Consider the following 21,896-nt stretch of genomic DNA (forward strand, 5'->3'; position numbering starts at 1 on the left):
TGTCCTCTTATCTCTAACATGCGTCGGGTGCGATTGTCTGTTTTTGTTTCCTCATCGCGATGTGTGAACAATAAAGCTATAGTCCGTTGGCGAACATAAGACTGGCAGTCGCCCCTGTGTAGTCTTCGCGCAGGCCATTTTGTCAGCCCAGTCCTACTAGGCAGATTGCCGTTCTGTCATCTGTTTTTCTTTTGCCAGGGAAACGATTTTGCGGCTGCTTCGCGCATAATGTGGCTTTCCTTTTGCCTGGCCCGACGATGCCCCTGTCCCTGCTGCTGGTCGAAGACGACGCCGTGCTGGCCGACGGGCTGCTGCGCACCCTGCAGGCCCAGGACATGCAGGTCGAACTGGTGGGCGACGGGCTCGCGGCCGATGCCCGGCTGCAGGCCGGCCAGTCCGGCACGCAATTTCAAGTAATTGTTCTCGACATCGGCCTGCCCGGCATCGACGGCTTCGAAGTCGTGCGCCGCCTGCGCGCCCGTGGCGCCACTACCCCGGTTCTGTTGCTGACCGCCCGCGATGCAATCGAGGACCGGGTGCGCGGCCTGGAAACCGGCGCCGACGACTACCTGGTCAAGCCCTTCGCGACGGCCGAACTGGTGGCCCGCATCCGGGCGCTGGCGCGGCGCGTGGCGCCGCCCGGTCAGCCCGATCCCGGCCAGCTCTGCCTCGGCCAGCTCAGCCTCGACAGCGCCACCCGCCGCGCCCGCGTCGGCGAGCGGGTGCTCGACCTGGCGGCGCGCGAGTGGGGCGTGCTCGAATACCTGCTGCACAACGCCGGCAGGGTGGTGTCGAAACAGCAGATCATCGACGCCATCGCGCCCTGGGGTGACGACCTGACCCTCAACGCGGTCGAGGTCTACGTCTCGCGCCTGCGCCTGAAACTCGACGGCGCCGGGGTGGCGATCCGCACCATTCGCGGCTTCGGCTATCTGCTCGAGGCCGAGCAGTGATGGGCAGGCAAGCGATGCAAGCCGCCTGAACCGCACCATGTCGAGCATCCGCCTGCGCCTGCTGAAATGGCTGGTCGCGCCCATCCTCGTGTTCAACCTGCTGGCCGCCAGCCTGACCTACCTGCTGGCCTGGACCCCGGCCCAGCTGGCCTTCGACCAGGGCTTGCTGGATGCCGCCACCGGCCTGGCCACGCGCCTGCGTCCCGCTGCCGGCACACCGGCGGCGTTCGACCTGCCCGGCGCGGCGCGGGTGCTGGGGGCGGGCGCGCCGGACGCCAGCTGGTTCGTGGTGCGCGACGCGCGCGGCCGGGTTCTGGCCGGCGACCCCGCCTTCCCGCCACGCAGCGGCGAGGCCCTGGTGCGCGACGACCGCATGCACGGGCAGCCGGTACGGGTCGCCAGCCTGGTGGTGGCGGGCAGCGATGGTCCGCTCGAGGTCGGGGTGGCGCGCACGCTGAGCCAGCGCCACGGGGTCCGCTCGGCCATCGTGCGCGCCCTGGTGCTGCTCGAGGTGTTGTTCAGCCTGGCCTTGGTCGGCCTGGTGTGGTTCTCGGTCGGTAACGGCCTGGCTCCGCTGGCGCGCCTGCGTGCCCGCCTCGACGCGCGCGGCAGCCACGACCTGGCGCCGCTCGAGGACGACGCGATGCCGCGCGAGCTGGCGCCCGTGGTGAACGCTTTCAACGCGCTGCTGGAACGCATCGCCGCCGGAGCCAGGGCCCAGGACGAGTTCCGCGCCAATGTCGCCCACCAGCTGCGCACCCCGCTGGCCGGACTGCGCCTGCAGCTCGAATGGCTGGCCGCCCACCATCGCGACGATCCCGACACCGTCCGCACCGTCGAGCTGCTGTTGCAGGCCAATGAACGCATGATCCGGCAAGCGAACCAGCTGCTCGCGCTCGAACGCGCCGGCCCGGACCACTTCGGGCGGGTGCAGCTTGCGCCGCTCGACCTTTCAAGCGTCGTCGCCGAGTCGGTCCAGTCCTTCGTCGAACGGGCGCTGCGCAAGGACATCGACCTCGGCTTCAACCTCGAACCGGCCCGGATCGCGGGCGAGCACCACATGCTGCGCGACCTGGTCGACAACCTGGTCGACAACGCCCTGCGCTACACGCCCGCGCACGGTGCGGTCACGGTGCATTGCCGTCCCACGCTGGAGGGCGTGCAGTTCGTGGTCGAGGACTCGGGGCCGGGCATCCCGCCGGAAAAGCGGGCCCGGGTATTCCAGCGTTTCGTGCGCCTGGACCAGCACAGCCAGGGCTCGGGCCTGGGCCTGGCGATCATGCGCGAGATCGCCGCCGCGCATGGGGCGCAGGTAGAACTCGGGGATGGATTGGGGAACAGCGCGGGCGGAAGTGGACTCCGGGTTGCAGTCCGCTTTCCGCCCGTTCGACCGGCGCTGGCTCAGTCGGCGCCGGAGGTATAGCTGTAGGAGCGCTTGCGCTTGGAACTGATCGCCGGACGGATGCGCTGCGGTGAGATCGGCACGCTGGCGCCGACTGCGCCGTCCGAACCCTTCTGCACCGCGCCGATGACCACCGTGGTGGCCTTGCCGTCGATCGGCACGCCGTTGGCCAGCACCGGCGACGGGGGCAGGCCGCCGCCCACGAAGGGCGAGGAGCGCTGGCCGCCGCAGGTGCCGTTCACGCCGATCGCGCCGGAGGCATTGAGCAGGTTGACCCAGTAACCGCGCGCTTCGCCGAGCGTGGTGGAGCAGGTGCCGGCGGCCGGCGGGATCGGACGGTTGGTGCTGAAGGTGACCATGCCGCCCGCGATCAGCGCCGAGGTCACGATCTGCTCGCCCTGGCCGTTCTCGTTCAGGTCCATGAACCAGCCGCGCAGGCTGCTGGTGGGCAGCACCGGGGCGTTCGAGCAGGTATTGCGGGCCGAGGTGCTGTAGTTTTCCAGCGCGTCCAGGTCGACGGTGTCGGCATCCGCCGCGGCCGTCAGGCTGTCCTTGTAGACATAGAAGCGGTTGGTGACCTCGGCGAACGGATACTGGCTGGCCAGCGGATGCTCGCGGTCGCCGCTGCCGATCGCCACGTAGACGTGGTCCTGGGCGGCCGCCCGGTTGTCGCGCGCCGCCAGCAGGGCGGGCGCGAACAGGAACTTGCGCCCGCCGCCGCTGGTGGCGGCCACCTTGCGGCCGGTCCAGGCGGTATGCAGCCGCGAAACGCGGTTGGCATCCATGAAGTCCACCCGGTACAGGGCGCCGCCGGTGTCGGCCGCGTAGGCGTAGTCGGGCATGGCGTCGTTGTCCATGTCCACCATCGCGATATCGGCCGCCACCGGGCGCGTGGTCGGGAAGCTGCGCACCACCGCGCCGGTATCGGCGTCGAGGATGTAGATCACGCCGCCCTTGGCGTTGGCGCAGCTTGGCGTCTTGCTGTCGCCGTCCTCGCAGCTGTCGTAGCCGCCGCCCACCACCAGCACCGGTTTGCGGCCTTCGTCGTAGCCCTTGATGAAGGCCACGCTCGGCGTCGACCAGGTCTGGCCGATGCCGGTCATCCCGGCCGTGCAGCCGGTGTCGTTGGTCAGGTTGGGGCAGCCCACCTTCCACTTGAAGCGCGGGTTGCCGACGTCGCTGACATCGAGCGCATAGATCATGCGCCCGCCCCGGCGCATGGTCGGGTAGATCCAGACGTTCGAGCTGGTGGCATCCTGGTAGACGCCGGTCGAGCCGTCGAAGAAGTAGTCCTTGCGGGTCGGGGCGAGGTCCAGTTCCGGCATGTTGGGATAGGCGACCAGCGGCGAATTGCTCTTCAGGCGCGACAGGCGCGGGAAGAATTCGGGCGCCACGAACGCCCAGCGCTCCACGCCGGTGGCCGCGTTGAGGGCGCGCAGGGTGCCGTCGTTGGCGCCGTAGAACACAGTCACGCCGCCCTTGTCGGCGCCGTAGTTGACCGGCAGCGGGCGCGAGTGGATCACGTCGCCGTGGATCGAGGGCCGCGTGGTGCTGGCCGCGCCGCCGCCGGCTTCATTGTTGGTGTCCTCGCCGCGGATGAACTTGACCAGGTTGGTGTCCATGCCGCTGTTGGCGGAGGTCAGGGCGGTGAGGCCGGTGCCGGGCACATGGGTCAGCACGCTGCGGTTGACGGCGCGCGAGGTGGTGGTGCCGGACGGCGCATTCCCCTGGCGCAGGATCTGCGCCGCCGCGCCTTTTTCCACGAACGGACCGTCGGGTGCGTCCGAATACCTGTTGAAGGCGCTGGTGCTGCAGGTGCCGGCCGGGTCGGGCGACAGGCCCAGCCCGCTCCAGTAGGTGCCGCTGTCGCTGCTCCAGTAGCTGGTTGCGCAGGGCGTGACGAAGCCGGTGACCGGGTTCACCGCCACCTTGCCGGCGGCGTCGCCGAGATCGATGCTGCCCTTGTTGTCGATCAGCTGGTAGCGCTTGAGGTTGCCGAACCAGCGCGGCTTGGCGTCGGGGTCGGGGCGGAACATGCCGATGAACACCTGGTTCTCGTTCTGCGAGCGGTTGGTCGCGTTGACCGGCAGGCTGGTGGAGGCGAAGGTGGTGTTGACCGCCTGGATCTCGACCAGGATCTCCTTGAGTGCGTCGACGATGGCTTCTTCGTTCCTGGCGGCGAAGTACTTGCCGCCACCGGCGCGCGCCATGCTCAGCATCAGCGAGGTGTGCTCGGCGTTCTGCTGGGCGTTGTAGACGTCGATCGTGTAGGTGGTGACGTTCGGGCGAATCGTGCTGTTCGGCATGGCCACGCCGCGGCCGTACAGCAGGCGCGCCCATTCGTCGGCATTGCGCGGGCCGGTGTCGCTGCTGAAGCTGCCGGTGGGCAGGTTGGTGATGATGGTGTCGGTCGCGACCACGCTGTACTGACTGTTGGGCGCGGTGCAGACGCCGACGGGACTGGGGACGGCGTTACCGATCTTGCAGCCGTCGGTGTAGCCGGCGCAGGTGCCGCTGAAGGCCGCCAGGCCCGCCGCCGCGGCGGTGGCATTGCCGTAGCAGGCGCTGGTGGTGCCGATCGTGGTCGGGGTGACGACGGTCTGGGTGCTGAAGTTCGGCAGGCCGAGCTGGGTCACGGGTGCGCCATTGAGGGCGGCCAGGCGTGCGCTGTTGGCCGAGCTGTCCGAGGACGGGCCGCTGGAGTTCGGATTGCCGATGAAGATGACGAAGGTCTTGCCGCACAGGTTGTCGGCGGTCAGGGGCGACTTGAAGCGCGAGTAGGTGGTGGTGTAGCCGCCGCTGTCGGCCTTGCTCGCGATGACCGCCGACGGAGAGTAGGCGCTTTCGCCCGCGAAGTAGTTGTACACGTCGTACATCAGGTTGCCGTACGGGGTATTCGAGTTGCGCTTCTCGTCCGGGCTGTTGATGTTGTTGTAGATCGTCGTCAGCTGGGTACTGAAGGCTGTCTTGTTATCGGCGTTCATCGGGCGGATCGCATAGCGGATGAAGCCGCCGTCGTCGTTGGCATTGCCGCCGGTGACGAATTCCATCAGGCCCAGGCTCACCGAGCCATCGAGTTCGGCCAGCACGCGCTTGATCGCGTTCGCTTCCGACTGGCCCTGCGACGCGCCGCCCGGCCACTTCTGGTTCTGGCGCGCCCAGTTCGAGGTGTTGTCGAGGACGATCAGGATGCGCGGATTGATGTTGGCGCCGGCCGAGGCGCCGGTGAAGATGTCGATGTCGTCGGCGCCGGCCGGCAGCGACAGCAGGGCGAGGGCGCCCGCCAGGCCGCAGGCCAGGCGCAGGGCTGCGGTGCGGTGGAAAGCAGGGTGAGGAGCAGCGCGGAGGGTCGGGAAGCGGAACATGGTGAGAATCCTCCGGTCAGGTGGTCGGACAATGATTGGTGACGTCGTCGCGCGCAACGCGCACGCCCACGCCCTGGGTGACTTCGACCCTGGCTTCGGTTTCGATGTCGGTGGCTTCGGCATGGATTTCCCAGATGCTGTCGGCGCAGGCCGAGTTGCCGTCGACCGCGCCGGCCACGCCGAAGCTCTGCGAACTGCCCATGCTGCACACCTGGTCTTCGACCTTGGCCAGGTCGAGCGCGGTGTTCTTGATGACCGGCGCCTTCACGCATTCCGGCGCCGGCGCGATCTTCACGCGCACGTCGTCGGTGCCGTCGCCGTTGGTATCGACGCAGCGCTGGTTGGCGGCGCCGCCGCAGGGATTGGTCAGCACCTGGTCGGGCGTGGAGGTGAAGCGGGTATTGCTGATCGTCTCCTCGATGACTTCGCGGGCCGCCGCCGCCGCCTCGTCGCGCTGCTGCATGTTGCTGACGATTTGCAGGTTCGACTTGCCGACATTGAAGGTGGTCAGGGCGATCAGGGTCAGCAGCACCAGCATGACCAGGGCGGTGATCAGGGTGACGCCGCGCTGGCGGCGGATGCGCATGGTCATGGCAGCGCTCATGGCAATCTCCTTCCGGCCGGGTTGGGCAGCGCCACCTGGGTCTGGAACACGTGGCGCTTGTAGGCGTCGTTGGCGGCGGCGATGGTGTGTGGTTCGCCGTCGGCGTCGCGCCCTAACGTGTAGCTCTTGCGGTCGACGTAGCCCGGCGAGGCCTTGGTATTGCGCGCCAGGACATGCAGGCGCACCGCGACCGCGCTGCGCCAGTTGGCGACCGCGCAGGCCGCGGCGGTGCAGGCGTCGGCCGTAGCCGGGTTGGCCGCGATGACATCGGCAACGCCGTCCGCGGCCAGGTCCAGGCCGTACTCTACCTGCAGGTTCTCGATACCCTCGGCCAGCGGCACGACGGTGCTCCAGGTCGGCGCCGTGCCGGTGCTGCCCAGCTCGAGGCGCTTGAGGGTCGGAATGCCGTCGCCGGCGCGGTTGTTATTGGCGACGTAATAGACATGGGTCAGGTAACGGCGCACCTCTGCCAGGGTGCCGCTGCCGGCCGTCGGGCTGCAGTCGCGCTGGTGCCGGTTCAGGTTGGCGGTCGACAGGCTGAGCGCATAGAAGTCGGTCATGTTGGGCGAATCGAGTTCGGTGGCGTTGTTGCACAGCGAAGCCTGGAAGAAGGGCCCGCCGCTGGACAAGGGCGCGCAGCTGCCCACCCCGGCGACGCAGGTGGCGGTACGGCGCACCACCAGCACGTCGGTGCCCTGGCGCACGTCGCTCAGGCAGGCGGGCAGGGTGGCGCCGTCGTCCAACCCCTGCACCGCCAGCACCAGGCCGGATTTCACTTCGTCGAGGCTGCCGGCGCACACGGCCGGCAGGGCGGCCGGGCTGGCCAGTACGGTGGGGTCGAACTCGGCGTAGTAGCCGGCATTGCGCAGGTCCACGCCCAGCACGTCGATCGCGAAGCGGCCGTTCTCGACCTGGCGGTGGGATTGCTCGATTTCCTGCTGGGCGCGGGTATTCTTCACGAACATCGTGGACAGGGCGGCGAGGATGGCCAGGCCGATGCCCGATGCGATCATCAGCTCGGCCAGCGAGAAGCCGCGGGCGCGGTAAAGGGAAGGGATGGGGCGCAGGGAAGGAATGGGGCGCATGGCGGTCTCCAGTGCCGGGTTCAAGAGCAGCCCGGCAGGCCGATGGCCACGCGCGCCGACACCGTGCGGCGGTGGGTGTCCGCACCGTACTGGTCGCGGCCGCAAGCCTGGGCCGGGGCCTTGGTCGGATGCATGCCTTGCCAGGCCACGGTAATCAGATAGACGGCGGGCGTGCACACGCCGGGAGCGTCGTTCATGGCGCGCACCTGTTCGATGCAGCCGCGCGCGTCCTGCATGGCGCCGGCGTTGGTGGTGCCGCGCCGTTCGGCCGCGCCGGTCAGGGCCGCGCTCCACTCGCACAGGTCGCGCGCATGGCCGGCGGCGGCGGCCGCGCAGTCCGCGCCCACGGTGCTGCCGGTGCCGAGCGGCGTCGTCGTGACGTAATCGCCGGCCATGGCGCTGTTGCCGGTCAGGCGCGACTGCATGTCCTGCAGCAGCACCGCGGCCTGGGCGCGCTGGTAGGACTCGATGGTGCCGACATGGGCCTTGGCCTGGAAGGCCGCCAGGCCGAGCAGGCCGATGGCCAGCACGACCATCGTGATCAGGACTTCGACCAGGCTGACGCCGCGGGCACGGGCGCGGGACGGAAATGAGAGCATTGGATTCATGGCGATCAGCAGGCAGCCTGGGTCTGGTTCGGGCGTCCGGACAGGTCGACCGCGACGCAGCGCAGCTCGCCGTCCGCCTTGGCGGCGATCTCGAACGCCGGCAACGTGCTTCCCTTGATGCGGCCATTGGCCAGGTAAGTGACGACCTCGGGGCCGTCGATGCTGGCCACTGCCACCGCCGGGTGGCTGTGCAGCAGCCGGCTGGCGTTGCCCGGTGCGGCGATGCTCCAGCCGGCCAGCCAGCCGCCGGCGGCGGGCGCCAGTGTGACTTCGGCGTTGCGCTTGATCGCTTCGCTGCGCGCCACGCTCAAGGCGGTATGCAGGTCGGTGGAGGCAGCGCGCGCGCGCATGGCGGCGACCCAGTTGCCGTAGGCGGGCGCCGCGATCGCGCCCAGCACGGCCATGATGACGAGCACCGTCATCAGTTCGGGCAGCGTGAAGCCGCGCTGCCCCTGCACGCCCGCCGGTGGCTTTACCATTTGCCATCCGGCGTGCGGGTGCCGGCCTGGTCGATGCTCAGGGCGCCATCCTGGGCCTGGGTCGAGCCCGTGATCGGGGTGGCGGTGATGGTGTAGGTCTGCGGCGGGCCCGGCAGCACGGTGATGGCGACCTGGTACTTGGCGCTCACCGCGCCTGGGGGCGGCAGGCTCAGGTCGGTGACGCTGGCGGCGTAGCTGCGGGTATCGGCCATGAACTGGGCCTGGGCCTGGCTCAGCTCCATCAGGTAGGACTGGGCCGCGGCACGGTTGCTGCGCACGACATACTGGCTGTACGAGGGCAGGGCAATGGCCGCGAGGATGCCGATGATGGCCACGGCCACCATGAGCTCGATCAGGGTGAAACCGCGCTGGCGCTGGGAGCTTGGGGCAATCATTGTTTCCTCACGGAACTGTAAATGTTGCCCAGTATAAACACTCAAGCTGTCAAATTGCTGACAGAAAACTGACTTCCACCGCGGAGCGATGCGCGCCGTCCACACAAGGCGCTGCGTACCCGGTAAAATCGCGGGTTTTGCAGAATCCTGATTGGCCGAGACCATGTCCACCGATACCGCAGCACCCGGCGCCGACGACGCCCCGGAAATTTCACCAGAAGCAGGCAAGCCGGCCGCCCTGATCGCCCGCGAAGTGGCGCGCCGCCGCACCTTCGGCATCATTTCCCACCCGGACGCCGGTAAAACGACCTTGACCGAAAAGCTGCTGCTGTTCTCGGGCGCGATCCAGCTGGCCGGCACCGTCAAGGGCCGCAAGAGCGGCCGCCACGCGACCTCGGACTGGATGGACATCGAAAAGCAGCGCGGCATCTCGGTCGCGTCGTCGGTGATGCAGTTCGAGTTCCGCGACCACGTCATCAACCTGCTCGACACCCCGGGCCACCAGGACTTCTCGGAAGACACCTACCGCGTGCTGACCGCGGTCGACTCGGCGCTGATGGTGATCGACGCGGCCAAGGGCGTGGAAGAGCAGACCATCAAGCTGCTCGACGTCTGCCGCATGCGCGACACCCCGATCGTCACCTTCATGAACAAGATGGACCGCGAAACCCGCGATCCGCTGGAGCTGCTGGACGAAGTCGAGTCGGTGCTGAAGATCGAGTGCGCGCCGGTGACCTGGCCCATCGGCATGGGCAAGAACTTCCGCGGCGTGTACCACCTGCTGAAGGACGAGATCATGCTGTTCAAGGCCGGCGAGGAAAAGGCCGACGGCGCCTTCGAGATCGTCAAGGGCATCGACAACCCGAAGCTGGCCGAGATGTTCCCGCTCGAGATCGAGCAGCTCAAGATGGAAGTGGAGCTGGTGCACGGCGCCTCGCACGTGTTCGACATCGAGCGCTTCCTGTCGGGCGTGCAGACCCCGGTATTCTTCGGCTCGGCGATCAACAACTTCGGCGTGCGCGAGATTTTGTCCGCGCTGGTCGACTGGGCGCCGGCGCCACGCGAACGCGACGCCACCGTGCGCGACGTCAAGCCGGAAGAGCCGAAGTTCTCGGGCTTCGTCTTCAAGATCCAGGCCAATATGGACCCGGCCCACCGCGACCGCATCGCCTTCCTGCGCGTGTGCTCGGGCCGCTTCGAGAAGGGCATGAAGGTCAAGCATCTGCGGCTGGGCCGCGAAGTGAAATTGTCGTCAGTCGTGACCTTCATGGCCTCGAGCCGCGAACAGGTCGAAGAAGCCTACGCCGGCGACATCATCGGCCTGCCGAACCACGGCAACATGCAGATCGGCGACAGCTTTTCGGAAGGCGAGCTGCTGACCTTTACCGGCATCCCGTACTTCGCGCCGGACCTGTTCCGCACGGTGCGCATCCGCAATCCGCTGAAAGTGAAACAGCTCCACAAGGGCCTGCAGCAGCTGGGCGAAGAAGGCGCGGTGCAGGTGTTCAAGCCGGTGCTGGGTTCGGACTTGATCCTGGGCGCGGTCGGCGTGCTGCAGTTCGAGGTCGTGGCGAGCCGCCTGCTGAACGAATACGGCGTGGATGCGGTGTTCGAGAGCAGCAGCATCAGCAGCGCGCGCTGGGTGTCGAGCGACGACAAGAAGTCGCTGGGCGACTTCGAGAACCAGCTCGGCCACCAGGTCGCCTATGACGCGGCCGGCAACCTGGCCTTCCTTGCCACCTCGGGCGTCAACCTGCGCCTGACCCAGGAACGCTGGCCCAAGCTCACCTTCCACGCGACCCGCGAGCACGCGGCCAAGCTGGCCTGAGGTCCACGGGCGCGCCGGCAGCCTGCCGGCGCGCCCTGAGTTCCATCAAAATCCGAACCCGACACTCCCCCTCACGCCGGTGGCGTTGGAATTGCTGCGGAACTTGTCGGCGCTGCCGTTCATGATGACTTCGCCCTTGAGCGTGGCCTTGTCGTTCAGCTTGTACTTCGCGCCGAGCGCGCCATACGCGCCGGTGCCGGTCTGGCTCCCGAAGCCGGTGGACTTGCCGTCGGCATGGGCTTGCGCCATCTCCGGCGTCACGAATCCATCTTTCGTCACCACGCTCTGGGCAACGCCGAGCTTGCCGTAGGCGGTCAAGCGGTCGTTGACCGGCACGGTGATCTTGGCGGCAAGATAGGTGGTATAGCTCTTGGCGCCGAGCACGCCCGCTCCCACGGCGGCGTCGATGGCGGCCTCCCTGGGATCGTAGAGGTTGGCCTTGTGGAAGCCCCGGTCGCGCAGATGCGAATAGCCGGTCTCCACCGCCAGGTACTCGTTGAACGCATAGCCGAGCACCAGCCGGGGATCGGTACGGAAGCCCTGGGCCTTGAACAGGCGGTCGTTGGGATTGGCGGCTTCGTTGCCTCCGTAAAGCGGCGAGTAGCGCTTGAACCCTGCGGCCAGCGGCCCGAAGCGTCCGGCCGGCTCGGCTGCGAGACGCGGCGGCGGCAGGTCGGCGGGTTGCGCCTGCGCGCTGCCGATGGCAAGGAGTACGGCGGCAAAAACGAAGCCCTTGGCGTTCATGCGATCCTCTTCGAGACGTGGTTGATCGGGTCGAACGGAAGGATACCGCTCCCTACCGAAGCAACTATATCAAATTGGTAAGTGATTGTTTCGTCATGCATATCACTGTTGGTTCGACCACGAAGATGGGGAGCGATCTGATTGACCGCAAGCCGCCCCGATATTGATGCGCGTAGATTCTTTGAATGCGTTTAGGAAATACGCGCGTCAATCATTGGGAGGCATCATGCTGTCGCGACTGAGGATTGGTCCCAAGCTGCTGCTGGCACCCGGCGTCGTCCTGCTGCTGCTGGTGCTGCTCTCGAGTGGCGCCTACTATGCGATGGTGCGCCAGCACCTGTCGCTGCAGGCCATCGTCGGGCCGCGCGCGGTCCAGATGCGCAGCGCCACCGAGCTGGTGGGCCAGGCGCAGCGCGTGCACGCCGACACCTACAAATTGCTCACCTGGTTAGGAAGCAGCTTCTCGCGCCCGCGCATCGACCAGCTCATTGGCGATATCCACCGCCAGCACGGCGCGATCGAACGGGCCTTCGGCGAACTCGCCGTGCGCACGCCGGCGGACAGCCTGGAGCGGCGCCATGCCGAGCAGGCGGCCCAGGCGCACCGACTGTATGTGTTGGCGGCGCGCGAAGTGGTCGAGCTGGCGCACGCCGACCAGACCATCGGCGCCAACGCCATGATCAAGCCCGAGGCGGCGTTCGCGGTGCTGGTGCAGCGCATGGGCATGCTGTCCAGGCTCGAGCGCGACATGTCCGAACAGGCCTCCAACGGGGCCGCCGCCGACTTCCGCATCACGGCCGGCCTGATGCCCCTGGTGGTGCTGCTGGCGGTGGGGGTCTCGCTGGCGATCACGATGGCGGTGCGGCGCGTGCTGCTGGCGGAGATCCGCGGCATCGGCGCCGCCGCGCTGGGACTGGCCAGCGGCGACCTGACGGTGGGCGAGCGAGTGTACGGGGACGACGAGATCGGCGAAACCTCGCGCGCGCTCGACGCCGGCATTCGCAACCTGAACGGCACCCTGCGCACGGTGCTGGAATCGGCGCGCACGATCGGCAGCGCCTCGCGCGACATCTCGCTCGGCAACCTGAGCATGCAGGGGCGCGCCGTGTTCCGCAGCCGCTCGCTGGAAGACACGGCCGCCAGCATGCAGCAGCTGGCCGAAACCGTCACCGTCACGGCGACCAATGCGCTGGCCGCCAACCGGCTGGCGCAGTCGGCTTCGCAGCGGGTGCGCGAGGGCGGCCAGACCGTGGAACGCATGGCGGCGACCATGGCCAGGGTGAGGGAGGGCGCCGCCCGCGCGGCCGAAGTCGCGGGCGCGATCGACGCTCTCGCCAGCGAAGCCGGCACGCTGGCGCTGAATGCCGCCCTGGCATCGGCGCGCAGGGGGGCGCAGGCCGATGCCGAGGATGACGCGCACGTTGCGTACTTTGCCGATGCTGCGGGAGAGGTGAGGGCGCTGGCCCAGCGCGCGGCCGGCGCGGCGCGCGAAATGCGCGAACTGGCGGCGCGCTCGGTCGACGAAATCGAAGGCTGCGCGGCATGGGCGTTGGAGGCGGGCGCCAGCATCGGCGACGCCGCCGGCGCGACACGCGAGATGGAAGACGTGGTCGGCCGCATCGGCAGCGCCAGCGCCGGCCAGGCCGGCAGCCTGGCCGAAGTCAACCAGGCGATCGTGCGGATGGACGAGGTGACCCAGCACAACTGCGTGCTGGTCGAGGAAGCCGCGGCGGCGGCGCGCAGCCTGCAGATGCAGGCGCTGGCGCTGTCGCGCACGGTGGCCGCATTCCGCCTGGGCGAACCGAACGATCAAGCGGCGCCGGCGCCGCAGCCCGAGCTGCAGGACAAGCGCAGCGCGCCGCCCCAAATGGAAAGCGGCGTTTCCCGGGACCTGCCCAGGGAACGCCGCCGTCACGAGCGCTCGCACTTGCGGCTCGCATCGAGCCGCAAGTAGCCATTTCAACGCGTCACGCGATCATTCGTAATCGCTGATCGGCGCGCAACCACAGAACAGGTTACGGTCGCCGTAGACGTTGTCCGCGCGGCCGACCGGCGGCCAGTACTTCTTCTTGCGCAGCGAGGCAACCGGGAAGGCCGCCACTTCACGCGAGTAAGTATGCTGCCAGTCGTCGGCGGTCACCACGTCGGCAGTGTGCGGGGCGCCCTTGAGCGGGTTGTCCATCTTGTCGTACTCGCCGCGCTCGACCTTCACGATCTCGGCGTGGATGGTGATCATGGCTTCGATGAAGCGATCCAGCTCGGCTTTCGATTCCGATTCGGTCGGCTCGATCATCAGGGTGCCCGGCACCGGGAAGCTCATGGTCGGGGCGTGGAAGCCGAAGTCCATCAGGCGCTTGGCCACGTCTTCGTTCGAGATGCCGGTCTTGTCCTGCAGCGGGCGCAGGTCGATGATGCACTCGTGCGCGACCAGGCCGTCATGGCCGGTGTACAGCACCGGGTAGTGCGGCGCCAGGCGGCGTGCGATGTAGTTGGCGTTCAGGATCGCCACTTCTGTCGCCGCGGTCAGGCCCTCGGCGCCCATCATCGCGATGTACATCCACGAGATCGGCAGGATCGAGGCCGAGCCGTAGGCCGCGGCGCTGACCGCGCCGATGCCTTGTTCGTTGCGCACATAGCCGGTCGACAGCTGGTTCGGCAGGAATGGCGCCAGGTGGGCGCCCACGCCGATCGGGCCGACGCCCGGACCGCCGCCGCCGTGCGGGATGCAGAAGGTCTTGTGCAGGTTCAGGTGGCTGACGTCGCCGCCGAAGGCGCCCGGTGCGGCCACGCCGACCATTGCGTTCATGTTGGCGCCGTCCACGTAGACCTGGCCGCCGTGCGCGTGCACGATCTCGCACAGTTCCTTGATGCCCTCTTCGAACACGCCGTGGGTCGACGGATAGGTAACCATGACGCAGGCCAGGTCCTTGCTGTACTGCTCGGCCTTGGCCTTCAGGTCGCCGAGATCGACGTTGCCGTTCTCGTCGCAGGCGGTGACCACCACCTTCATGCCGACCATGCTGGCCGATGCCGGGTTGGTGCCGTGCGCCGACGACGGGATCAGGCAGATGTTGCGGTGGCCTTCGCCCCGCGACTCGTGGTATTTCTGGATGACCAGCAGGCCGGCATATTCACCCTGCGAGCCCGCGTTCGGCTGCAGCGAGATCGCGGCGTAACCGGTGGCGGCGCACAGCATGGCTTCCAGCTGGTCGATCATCTCGCGGTAGCCGACGGTCTGGCTTTCCGGTGCGAACGGGTGGATGCTCGAGAATTCCGGCCAGGTGACCGGGATCATCTCCGAGGTCGCGTTCAGCTTCATGGTGCACGAACCCAGCGGGATCATGGTGCGGTCCAGCGCCAGGTCCTTGTCGGCCAGCGAGCGCAGGTAACGCAGCATCTCGTGCTCGGCGTGGTAGCGGTGGAAGGTCGGGTGGGTCAGGTAGGCGCTGGTACGGGCCAGTTCCGCCGGGTAGGCGTCGGCCACGTCTTCGTCCAGGCCGTCGATATCGACGGCCTTGCCCGCTTCTTCACCACCTGCGAAGACCGAGAACAGCGCCGCCAGGTCGTCGCGGGTGGTGGTTTCGTCCAGCGACACGCCGACGTGGCCGTCGTCGATGCGGCGCAGGTTGATGCCGGCGGCGTCGGCGGCTGCGTGCAGCGCGGCGGCGTCGCCCTTGACCGTCAGGGTGTCGAAATAGGTGGTATTCAGCACCTCGAGGCCGAGCTGCTGCAGGCCGCGCGCCAGGATCGCGGTCTGGCGGTGCACGCGCTGGGCAATGCGCTTCAGGCCGTCGGGGCCGTGGTAGACCGCGTACATGCCGGCCATCACGGCCAGCAGCACCTGGGCGGTACAGATGTTCGAGGTCGCTTTTTCGCGGCGGATATGCTGTTCGCGGGTTTGTAGCGCCAGGCGGTAGGCCTGGTTGCCCTGGGCGTCGACGGTGACGCCGACCAGGCGGCCGGCCATGCTGCGCTTGTATTCGTCGCGGGTGGCCAGGTAGCCGGCGTGCGGGCCGCCGAAACCGAGCGGCACGCCGAAGCGCTGGCTGTTGCCGACGACCACGTCGGCGCCCCAGTCGCCCGGCGCGGCCAGCATGGTCAGGGCCAGGAGGTCGGCAGCGACGACGACCATGGCGCCGGCGGCGTGCAGGTGCTCGCAAGCGGCGCGGTAGTCGCGCACTTCGCCGTTCACGCCCGGGTACTGCAGCAGCACGCCGAAGCAGCTCTCTTCCAGTTTCTCGATCTCGCTCGCTGCGATCACGCGCACTTCGACGCCGATCGGCTCGGCGCGGGTGCGCACCACTTCCAGGGTCTGCGGCAGCACGTCGTCGGCCACGTAGAACACTTTCGAGGACGATTTGCCGACGCGCTGCAGCAGCGTCATGGCTTCGGCGGCGGCGGTGCCTTCGTCCAGCATCGACGAGTTGGCGATGCCCATGCCGGTGAGGTCGGTGATCATCTGCTGGAAGTTCAGGATCGCTTCCAGGCGGCCCTGCGAGATCTCCGGCTGGTACGGGGTGTAGGCGGTGTACCAGGCCGGGTTCTCGAAGATGTTGCGCAGGATGACCTTCGGGGTGTGGGTGCCGTAGTAGCCCTGGCCGATCATCGATTTCATGACCTTGTTCTTCGACGCCAGCGCACGCAGGGTTGCAAGCGCCTGCTCTTCGCTGCGCGGTTCGACGAACTGGCCCAGGTCCATCGTGTCCTTGCGGCGGATGTTCGCGGGCACGACCGCGTCGATCAGGGCTTCGCGGGTGGCGTAGCCCAGGGTCGACAGCATGGCTGCCTGTTCCGAGTCGGATGGACCGATGTGGCGCGGGATGAAGGAATCGCGTGCTTCGAGTTGGGTGAGGCTGGAGCGGGTCATGGTAATGGCCAAGAGAAGGAGCTAGAAGAGAAGTACTGCAGTTGTAGGGTCGGCGGCGAAGCCGCCCACCCTACGAAAAACTTACTCGCCGGTGGTCTTGCCGTAGGCGTCGGCATCCATCAGCTTGTCGTAGGCGCCGGCATCGGCCGGGGCCAGCTTGAACAGCCAGGCGCCGTAGGCGTCCTGGTTGATCGAGTCCGGCGCGTCGGCGACCGGCTGGTTCACCGCGGTGACGGTGCCCGACACCGGGGCGTAGATGTCGCTGGCGGCCTTGACCGACTCGACCACAGCGGCGTCGTCGCCGGCGGTGAATGCCTTGCCGACCTGCGGCAGCTCGACGAACACGATGTCGCCCAGGGCGTCCTGCGCGTACTCGGTGATGCCGACGGTCAGGCTGCCGTCGGCCTCGCGGCGCACCCACTCGTGGGACTCGGTGTATTTCAGGTCGGTTGGGATGTTCATATAAAAGGCTCCGGTAGAGGGTGAGGCGGTAGTATAAATTGGTTTTGTTCTTGGACTGCGGTTCTTAGACTGCCAGAACCTTGCCGTTACGCACGAACGGCAGCTTTACCACCGAGGCGGCCAGCTTCTTGTCGCGGATTTCGACGTGGACGGTATCGCCGACGGCGACGTCCAGCGGCACGCGCGCCAGGGCGATCGCCTGCTGCATGCTCGGGCTGAAGGTGCCGCTGGTGATCTCCCCGGAGTTGCCCGATGCGGCGACGACCTTCTGGTGGGCGCGCAGGATGCCGCCTTTTTCGCGCAGGATCAGGCCGACGAAGTTGGCGTTCTGGCCCTTGGCCTTCAGGGCGGCCTTGCCGATGAAGTCGCGCTCCGAGACCAGGTCGATGGTCCAGGCCAGGCCGGCGTCGAGCGGGTTGACGCTGTCGTCCATGTCCTGGCCGTACAGGTTCATGCCGGCTTCCAGGCGCAGGGTGTCGCGCGCGCCCAGGCCGGCCGGCTTGATGCCGGCGGCGGCAAAGGCGTTCCACAGGGCTTCGACCTGGCTGGCCGGGACGCCGATTTCGAAACCGTCTTCGCCGGTGTAGCCGGTGCGGGCGACCATGACTTCACCGAAGGGGGTGTCGGGTACGATCACGACGTTGAAAGGCTTGAGCGGCTCCGAAGCGGCCTGGGTGCCCGGGAGCACCTGCCATACCTTGGCGCGGGCGTTCGGGCCCTGGACGGCGATCAGCGCGATCGGATCGTTGCCATCACGGCGCTGGGTGATCGTGACGCCGGAATTGGTAGCGTCGTTCTGCTGGCTCATCCAGGCCACGTCCTTTTCGGCGGTGCCGGCGTTGACGACCAGGCGGAACCAGTCTTCGCTGAAGTAATAGACGATCAGGTCGTCGATCACGCCACCTTCGGGATTGAGCATGCAGGAGTACAGGGCCTTGCCCGGGACCTGCAGTTTGTCGACGTTATTGGCCAGCAGGCCGCGTAGGAAAGCGCGCACGTTGGCGCCCTTGAGGTCGACGACGCACATGTGCGACACATCGAACATGCCGGCGTCGGTACGCACGGCATTGTGTTCCTCGATCTGGGAACCGTAGTTGACCGGCATGTCCCAGCCGCCGAAGTCGACCATCTTGGCTCCGAGGGAGCGGTGTGCGGAATTGAGCGGGGTCGCTTTGAGCGTCATGGAATCCTCGGGCAGTGGAAATAGGGGTGCGTGCACTTGCGAACCTGCGCTCGCGGGTGCCTGTATCCCCTCTGTCCTTGGTACCTGAGAGATAGCGGCATGCGCCGCCTGCCCCTTCGGTGGGCCCCATGTCGCGTGGGGCCGCTCTCCAGAGTGTGAGCGGGCCGCGCCGTGCGCTGCCGCTCCCTGACCAGTCCTTTTTGCCTGAGAGTTTGTGGGTAGTGCCCCTTCGGCGGCAGGTGTTCCTGCGCTCTCCCGGTCAAGACTGCGGAGGATATGCCAGCATTGGTTCGGTGTCAACCGACTGGAGGCTTTCGCACTGCGGATTGGCGCTTGCCAAAAAGAATTGCCGCGCACTATTGGGGCACGCGCCCACCGGGCCTGCAGGCATGTTTTGCTACACTTATCTTACATACTTTGCAGTGGGGAAAAACGATGAGCGAAGACAAAGCACAGGAACATGCCAAGGAAACCAAGGAAGCGTGGTTTACGCTGTCAGGCGACGTCAACAGTGACATGGTGCACCGCATGTTCGAAGCGGTGTCGATGATGAACGAGGACGGCATTGAGACGGCCCATGTGCTGGTGCAGTCGAACGGCGGCTATGTGAGCGACGGCCTTTGCCTGCACAACTTCATGGCCAATGCGCCGATCAAGTTCGTCATGTACAACGGCGGGGCGGTGGCCTCGATCGCGGTGATCCTCTACCTGTCCGGCACCGAGCGCTATTGCAGCGAAACGGCGCGCTTCATGATCCACAAGTCGCATGCGACGGCCTCGCCCGGTTCGCGGCCGGATGCGCTGAACATCATCGTCGAAGGCTTGAGGGCCGACGACGCGCGGACCGAATCGATCCTGCGCAAGTGCGTCGAGCTGACGCCGGAGCAGTGGGCGATTCACCAGTATTCCGACCTGCACCTGAACTCGCGCGACGCCAAGGCCGCGGGACTGGTCAACGACGTTCGCGATTTTCGGCCGCCCAAGGGCGGCATGCTGCGCAACATCTGAAATAAAAAGGCCCATCGCATATATGCAGTGGGCCTCTCGACAATGCTGGCTGCGGCAGGCAGCGCCTGCCACGCGATCAGCGTTTCTTGTCGTTCTTGTGGCTCTGGCGGCCGGCTGCGGCATGCTGCTCCGGGGTGCCGCCGCGGGTGCCGCCGCTGCCGGCATTGCCACCCGAGCTGGAGCCCGAACCCGAACCCGACTGCTTGCTGCCGCCCTGGCGGCCGGCTTCGGCGTGCTGTTGCGAGCTGCCGCCTTGCTTCGATTTACCTTGATTCGAGGCCATGTTCATTTCCTTTCAGTGTGGAGGAATGTCTTGCTTGCCGCGCTGTGGAGGCTTGCCGCAGCGTTACCGGTCGAGCCATCATGCGTTCGGTACTGATGAACCGGTATCGGATGCGGGCGTGAACCAGTGTAGGACACTCACCGACGTTCTCAAGGAATGATTGCCGGCAGGGGCCTTTCGTTAACGGCATGCCGCCGGCATCACAACGGATATGCATCTTTCTCATTGCCATATGGAAATAATGTGGCACAATGCTCGAATCTCCTCGTCGAATCGTCACCGCCGTGAACCTTGCCCAGACACCCGCCGCCCGCAAGGCCGCCAGCACGCAGCAGGCGACCCTGGACGAGCTCGTCAGTATCGCGGCCGACCACGCTGCCGACGCCTTGAAGGAGACGGTCACCCGCATGACGGCCGTGCTGCTGGATATGACGAGCGCCGGCAGCGATCCGCAAGAGGCAGGCCGCCGCATCCGCTCCGGCAATCTGCTCCGGGACAATGCCTACGCTTTCGTCCACCTGGCCTCGACCGCCATCGAGCTCGCGCTGCGCAAGGAAATGGCCTTGCTTGCGCCTGCAGCGAAGCCGGTCGCGCATACCCCGCTCACCTTGAGCCTGGTGCCGCTGGAAGAGATGGACAGCCAGCTGGCCTTCGCGGCGATCAGCCGGCCCTTCGACATCCAGCATTCGGAACGCTTGGCCAGCCTGGGCGTGCGCCTCGGCGTGCTGCTGGGGCGCGAACTGGTGCGCGCCAACCACAATCCCTTCCGGCCCGATGTCTTCCTGCGCGCCCTGCGCGAGGCCTGGTGCGAATTCGAGCCGGACCAGGCGGCGCATGGGCTGGTCGTGCCGCTGCTGCGCGCCGGCGTGGTGTTCGACCTCGGCCCGATTTTCGATGCCCTCAACGACAGGCTCAAGCCGGCGCGCGCGCGCGCTGGCGACCAGCGCTTCGCCAAGACCGACGACAGCGCCGCCGCCAAAGCCGCGCGGGCGCGCCGCGACGCGGCCGTGACGCAGCAGCTGCGCCGGCTGTTCGGCGCGGCCGAAGGGGCGGCGGAGGCCGGGCTGGATATACCCGTGATTCCCGACCTGCCGCAGGGCAGCGGCTGGCGACCCAGCGCGGCGCCAGGCTACACCGCAGCCAAAGCCGCGCCGGCATCCGGCGGCCAGCCCATGCCTGCCAGCACAGCGCGCAGGGAAGTCGCCGGGCAGCGCGACGCTGTTCCCGCCCCGGCCGCGGGGACGGCGGCGCCGATCCCCGCGACCCTGATCGCAATGCTCGATGGCCTGGCCAGCGCCGGGCCCGTCCCGGGCGGCCCCGGCGGCGGCGCCGCCGCCCCGCACGAGGTGTTCTACCTGCCGCGCCTGAAACAAAGCCTGCCGCGCGGCAGCCTGTCGCGTGGCGACGAGACCACGCTCGACCTGCTGTCGCGCGTTTTCGAGACCGTGCTGCTGGACGACGCCATTTCGCAGGAGACCCGCGAGCTGATCGCCTTCCTGCAGGTGCCGGTGCTCAAGGCCGCGCTCAAGGACCGCAGTTTCTTCTTCGAAGAGGCGCATCCGGCGCGGCGCATGCTCGACCTGCTGTCGAGCGCCGGTTGGGAGCGCGGCGCTGGTCCAGGCGATGCCGACGACCCGGTCTACCACGCGATGCGGCGCGGCGTCGACAAGGTGCGCCACGAAGCCCGCCCGGAAGCATTTGCCGCTGCGGTGGCCGAGCTGGAAGCCAGCATCGCCGAGCGCGAACAGCTGCAGGCCGAGGCCATTGCCGGCCCAATCGCGCAGGCCACGCGCCAGGAAAAAGCGGCGGCGGCCAGCCGCTCGGCCAGGAAAGCGGTCGAGCTGCGCCTGGCCGGCGAACAGGTGGTGGCGCTGGTCGCTACCTTCCTGGAAGGGCGCTGGACACCGGTGCTCACGCTGGCCTACACCATCGAGGACAGCAAGCCGGGCGCGGTGGACAACGCCACCCGCGCCATGGACGACCTGATCTGGAGCGTCAAGCCCAAGGCCACGCAGGAGGAGCGCAAGGCGCTGATCAAGCGCCTGCCCGGGCTGCTCACCACCCTCAACAAATGGCTCGACGCCGTCGGCTGGCAGGATGCCGAGCGCCTGCAGTTCTTCGCCGCCCTGGCCGACTGCCATGCCACCATCGTCCGTGCTCCGATCGAATTGTCGCCGGAGCGCCAGCTGGAGCTGGCGGTGGAAGCCGCCCAGCAGGACGCGCTTCGTCGCATCGCCCAGGAGCAGGCCGCCGTCGCCGAAGAAGAGGCGGCGCTGGAGCCGGCCGCCGCGGCCCTGGCCGCCATGGAGCGCGGCATGCGGGTCGAGTTCAGCGGCGCCTCCGGCGTGCGCAAGCTGCGGCTGGCCTGGGTCAGTCCGCTGCGCACGCTCTTCATCTTCTCCGGCGCCGGCCGCCAGGAAGCCTTCTCGCTGCCGGCCGAGCGCCTGCTCGATGCCTTCCGCACCGGCAGCATCCGGGTGCTCGCCGCCGAGGGCGTAGTCGGCCGGGTGCTGACCCAGGCCGCGGGCGAGTCCGCCATGAACGATCCTTCGCTCGGGGTACGGGCCGGCTAGCGTCTTTGGGGTGCGCCCGGTATTGAATTGTCGAGTTCGCAAGAGTCATTCTTGGCC

17 protein-coding genes and 2 riboswitches are annotated in these 21,896 nt (G+C 67.6%); of the genes, 6 read left to right on the forward strand and 11 right to left on the reverse strand.

The window, feature by feature from the left end; all coding sequences use genetic code 11:
* The first annotated feature begins 257 nt into the window (after positions 1-257).
* Together AC56LU_RS00520 and AC56LU_RS00525 are read left to right on the forward strand one after the other, a co-directional pair.
* A complete protein-coding gene (locus AC56LU_RS00520) occupies positions 258-953 on the forward strand; it encodes a response regulator transcription factor (protein WP_497173634.1) in 696 nt (231 codons plus the stop codon).
* A gap of 37 nt (positions 954-990) precedes the next feature.
* Positions 991-2,376, forward strand: coding sequence for a sensor histidine kinase (locus AC56LU_RS00525; RefSeq protein ID WP_497173635.1), 1,386 nt, complete (start codon positions 991-993; stop codon positions 2,374-2,376).
* Here AC56LU_RS00525 and AC56LU_RS00530 read toward each other — a convergent pair.
* The 6 genes from AC56LU_RS00530 to AC56LU_RS00555 are packed head-to-tail and all read right to left on the reverse strand — an operon-like array spanning position 2,355 to position 8,891.
* Positions 2,355-5,720: a pilus assembly protein gene (locus AC56LU_RS00530; RefSeq protein ID WP_497173636.1), complete on the reverse strand. Its 3,366-nt coding sequence runs from the start codon at positions 5,718-5,720 to the stop codon at positions 2,355-2,357. The two genes, AC56LU_RS00525 and AC56LU_RS00530, sit on opposite strands and share 22 nt — an antisense overlap.
* 16 nt (positions 5,721-5,736) lie before the next feature.
* On the reverse strand, positions 5,737-6,324 hold the full coding sequence (locus AC56LU_RS00535) for a pilus assembly PilX family protein (protein ID WP_497173637.1): 588 nt from the start codon (positions 6,322-6,324) through the stop codon (positions 5,737-5,739).
* On the reverse strand, positions 6,321-7,409 hold the full coding sequence (locus tag AC56LU_RS00540) for a PilW family protein (RefSeq protein ID WP_497173638.1): 1,089 nt from the start codon (positions 7,407-7,409) through the stop codon (positions 6,321-6,323). The genes AC56LU_RS00535 and AC56LU_RS00540 overlap by 4 nt, the downstream gene beginning before the upstream one ends.
* 20 nt (positions 7,410-7,429) lie before the next feature.
* On the reverse strand, positions 7,430-8,017 hold the full coding sequence (gene pilV, locus AC56LU_RS00545; RefSeq protein ID WP_497173639.1) for a type IV pilus modification protein PilV: 588 nt from the start codon (positions 8,015-8,017) through the stop codon (positions 7,430-7,432).
* 5 nt (positions 8,018-8,022) lie between these two features.
* Positions 8,023-8,496 carry a GspH/FimT family pseudopilin gene (locus AC56LU_RS00550; RefSeq protein ID WP_497173640.1) on the reverse strand — a complete coding sequence of 158 codons (474 nt, stop codon included), beginning with the start codon at positions 8,494-8,496 and terminating at the stop codon, positions 8,023-8,025.
* Positions 8,490-8,891, reverse strand: coding sequence for a type IV pilin protein (locus AC56LU_RS00555; RefSeq protein WP_497173641.1), 402 nt, complete (start codon positions 8,889-8,891; stop codon positions 8,490-8,492). Before AC56LU_RS00555 ends, AC56LU_RS00550 begins: the two co-directional genes overlap by 7 nt.
* Positions 8,892-9,054: 163 nt before the next feature.
* Between AC56LU_RS00555 and AC56LU_RS00560 the strand changes: the two genes are divergently transcribed.
* Positions 9,055-10,719, forward strand: a complete 1,665-nt coding sequence (locus AC56LU_RS00560) for a peptide chain release factor 3 (RefSeq protein WP_497173642.1) — start codon at positions 9,055-9,057, stop codon at positions 10,717-10,719.
* A 45-nt stretch (positions 10,720-10,764) separates the two neighbouring features.
* On the opposite strand, the gene AC56LU_RS00565 is transcribed toward AC56LU_RS00560, so the two are convergent.
* Positions 10,765-11,463 carry an outer membrane beta-barrel protein gene (locus tag AC56LU_RS00565; RefSeq protein ID WP_497173643.1) on the reverse strand — a complete coding sequence of 233 codons (699 nt, stop codon included), beginning with the start codon at positions 11,461-11,463 and terminating at the stop codon, positions 10,765-10,767.
* 226 nt (positions 11,464-11,689) lie between these two features.
* On the opposite strand from AC56LU_RS00565, the gene AC56LU_RS00570 reads away from it, so the two are divergent.
* Positions 11,690-13,417: a methyl-accepting chemotaxis protein gene (locus AC56LU_RS00570; protein ID WP_497173644.1), complete on the forward strand. Its 1,728-nt coding sequence runs from the start codon at positions 11,690-11,692 to the stop codon at positions 13,415-13,417.
* Positions 13,418-13,438: 21 nt separating this feature from the next.
* Here AC56LU_RS00570 and gcvP read toward each other — a convergent pair whose 3' ends face one another.
* The 3 genes from gcvP to gcvT form a co-directional block, all read right to left on the reverse strand.
* Positions 13,439-16,330, reverse strand: coding sequence for an aminomethyl-transferring glycine dehydrogenase (gene gcvP / locus AC56LU_RS00575; RefSeq protein ID WP_497173645.1), 2,892 nt, complete (start codon positions 16,328-16,330; stop codon positions 13,439-13,441).
* An 81-nt stretch (positions 16,331-16,411) separates the two neighbouring features.
* Positions 16,412-16,792 (reverse strand): glycine cleavage system protein GcvH, encoded by a 381-nt coding sequence (gene gcvH, locus AC56LU_RS00580; RefSeq protein ID WP_497173646.1) that lies wholly within the window; start codon positions 16,790-16,792, stop codon positions 16,412-16,414.
* Between the two features lie 64 nt (positions 16,793-16,856).
* Positions 16,857-17,975, reverse strand: coding sequence for a glycine cleavage system aminomethyltransferase GcvT (gcvT, locus tag AC56LU_RS00585; RefSeq protein WP_497173647.1), 1,119 nt, complete (start codon positions 17,973-17,975; stop codon positions 16,857-16,859).
* A 61-nt stretch (positions 17,976-18,036) separates the two neighbouring features.
* A riboswitch (glycine riboswitch) is annotated at positions 18,037-18,137 on the reverse strand.
* Between the two features lie 19 nt (positions 18,138-18,156).
* A riboswitch (glycine riboswitch) is annotated at positions 18,157-18,243 on the reverse strand.
* A gap of 167 nt (positions 18,244-18,410) precedes the next feature.
* Here gcvT and AC56LU_RS00590 point away from each other — a divergent pair.
* Positions 18,411-18,983 carry an ATP-dependent Clp protease proteolytic subunit gene (locus AC56LU_RS00590; RefSeq protein WP_497173648.1) on the forward strand — a complete coding sequence of 191 codons (573 nt, stop codon included), beginning with the start codon at positions 18,411-18,413 and terminating at the stop codon, positions 18,981-18,983.
* 76 nt (positions 18,984-19,059) lie between these two features.
* Here AC56LU_RS00590 and AC56LU_RS00595 read toward each other — a convergent pair whose 3' ends face one another.
* The gene (locus AC56LU_RS00595) at positions 19,060-19,266 is read right to left on the reverse strand and encodes a hypothetical protein (protein WP_497173649.1); all 207 of its coding nucleotides are present in this window, start codon (positions 19,264-19,266) and stop codon (positions 19,060-19,062) included.
* 251 nt (positions 19,267-19,517) lie between these two features.
* Between AC56LU_RS00595 and AC56LU_RS00600 the strand changes: the two genes are divergently transcribed.
* On the forward strand, positions 19,518-21,839 hold the full coding sequence (locus tag AC56LU_RS00600; protein ID WP_497173650.1) for a DUF1631 family protein: 2,322 nt from the start codon (positions 19,518-19,520) through the stop codon (positions 21,837-21,839).
* The last annotated feature ends 57 nt before the right edge of the window (positions 21,840-21,896 follow it).

Source organism: Telluria sp. PB2R4 (assembly GCF_059685695.1).

Excerpts from the sequence above, each read along its gene's own strand:
- gcvH (WP_497173646.1), bottom strand. The coding sequence starts at position 16,792 with ATGAACATCCCAACCGACCTGAAATACACCGAGTCCCACGAGTGGGTG.
- AC56LU_RS00560 (WP_497173642.1), top strand. The coding sequence starts at position 9,055 with ATGTCCACCGATACCGCAGCACCCGGCGCCGACGACGCCCCGGAAATT.
- gcvT (WP_497173647.1), bottom strand. The coding sequence starts at position 17,975 with ATGACGCTCAAAGCGACCCCGCTCAATTCCGCACACCGCTCCCTCGGA.
- pilV (WP_497173639.1), bottom strand. The coding sequence starts at position 8,017 with ATGAATCCAATGCTCTCATTTCCGTCCCGCGCCCGTGCCCGCGGCGTC.
- AC56LU_RS00595 (WP_497173649.1), bottom strand. The coding sequence starts at position 19,266 with ATGGCCTCGAATCAAGGTAAATCGAAGCAAGGCGGCAGCTCGCAACAG.
- AC56LU_RS00570 (WP_497173644.1), top strand. The coding sequence starts at position 11,690 with ATGCTGTCGCGACTGAGGATTGGTCCCAAGCTGCTGCTGGCACCCGGC.
- AC56LU_RS00535 (WP_497173637.1), bottom strand. The coding sequence starts at position 6,324 with ATGAGCGCTGCCATGACCATGCGCATCCGCCGCCAGCGCGGCGTCACC.
- AC56LU_RS00590 (WP_497173648.1), top strand. The coding sequence starts at position 18,411 with ATGAGCGAAGACAAAGCACAGGAACATGCCAAGGAAACCAAGGAAGCG.
- gcvP (WP_497173645.1), bottom strand. The coding sequence starts at position 16,330 with ATGACCCGCTCCAGCCTCACCCAACTCGAAGCACGCGATTCCTTCATC.
- AC56LU_RS00525 (WP_497173635.1), top strand. The coding sequence starts at position 991 with ATGTCGAGCATCCGCCTGCGCCTGCTGAAATGGCTGGTCGCGCCCATC.
- AC56LU_RS00530 (WP_497173636.1), bottom strand. The coding sequence starts at position 5,720 with ATGTTCCGCTTCCCGACCCTCCGCGCTGCTCCTCACCCTGCTTTCCAC.
- AC56LU_RS00555 (WP_497173641.1), bottom strand. The coding sequence starts at position 8,891 with ATGATTGCCCCAAGCTCCCAGCGCCAGCGCGGTTTCACCCTGATCGAG.
- AC56LU_RS00520 (WP_497173634.1), top strand. The coding sequence starts at position 258 with ATGCCCCTGTCCCTGCTGCTGGTCGAAGACGACGCCGTGCTGGCCGAC.
- AC56LU_RS00600 (WP_497173650.1), top strand. The coding sequence starts at position 19,518 with ATGCTCGAATCTCCTCGTCGAATCGTCACCGCCGTGAACCTTGCCCAG.
- AC56LU_RS00540 (WP_497173638.1), bottom strand. The coding sequence starts at position 7,409 with ATGCGCCCCATTCCTTCCCTGCGCCCCATCCCTTCCCTTTACCGCGCC.
- AC56LU_RS00565 (WP_497173643.1), bottom strand. The coding sequence starts at position 11,463 with ATGAACGCCAAGGGCTTCGTTTTTGCCGCCGTACTCCTTGCCATCGGC.
- AC56LU_RS00550 (WP_497173640.1), bottom strand. The coding sequence starts at position 8,496 with ATGGTAAAGCCACCGGCGGGCGTGCAGGGGCAGCGCGGCTTCACGCTG.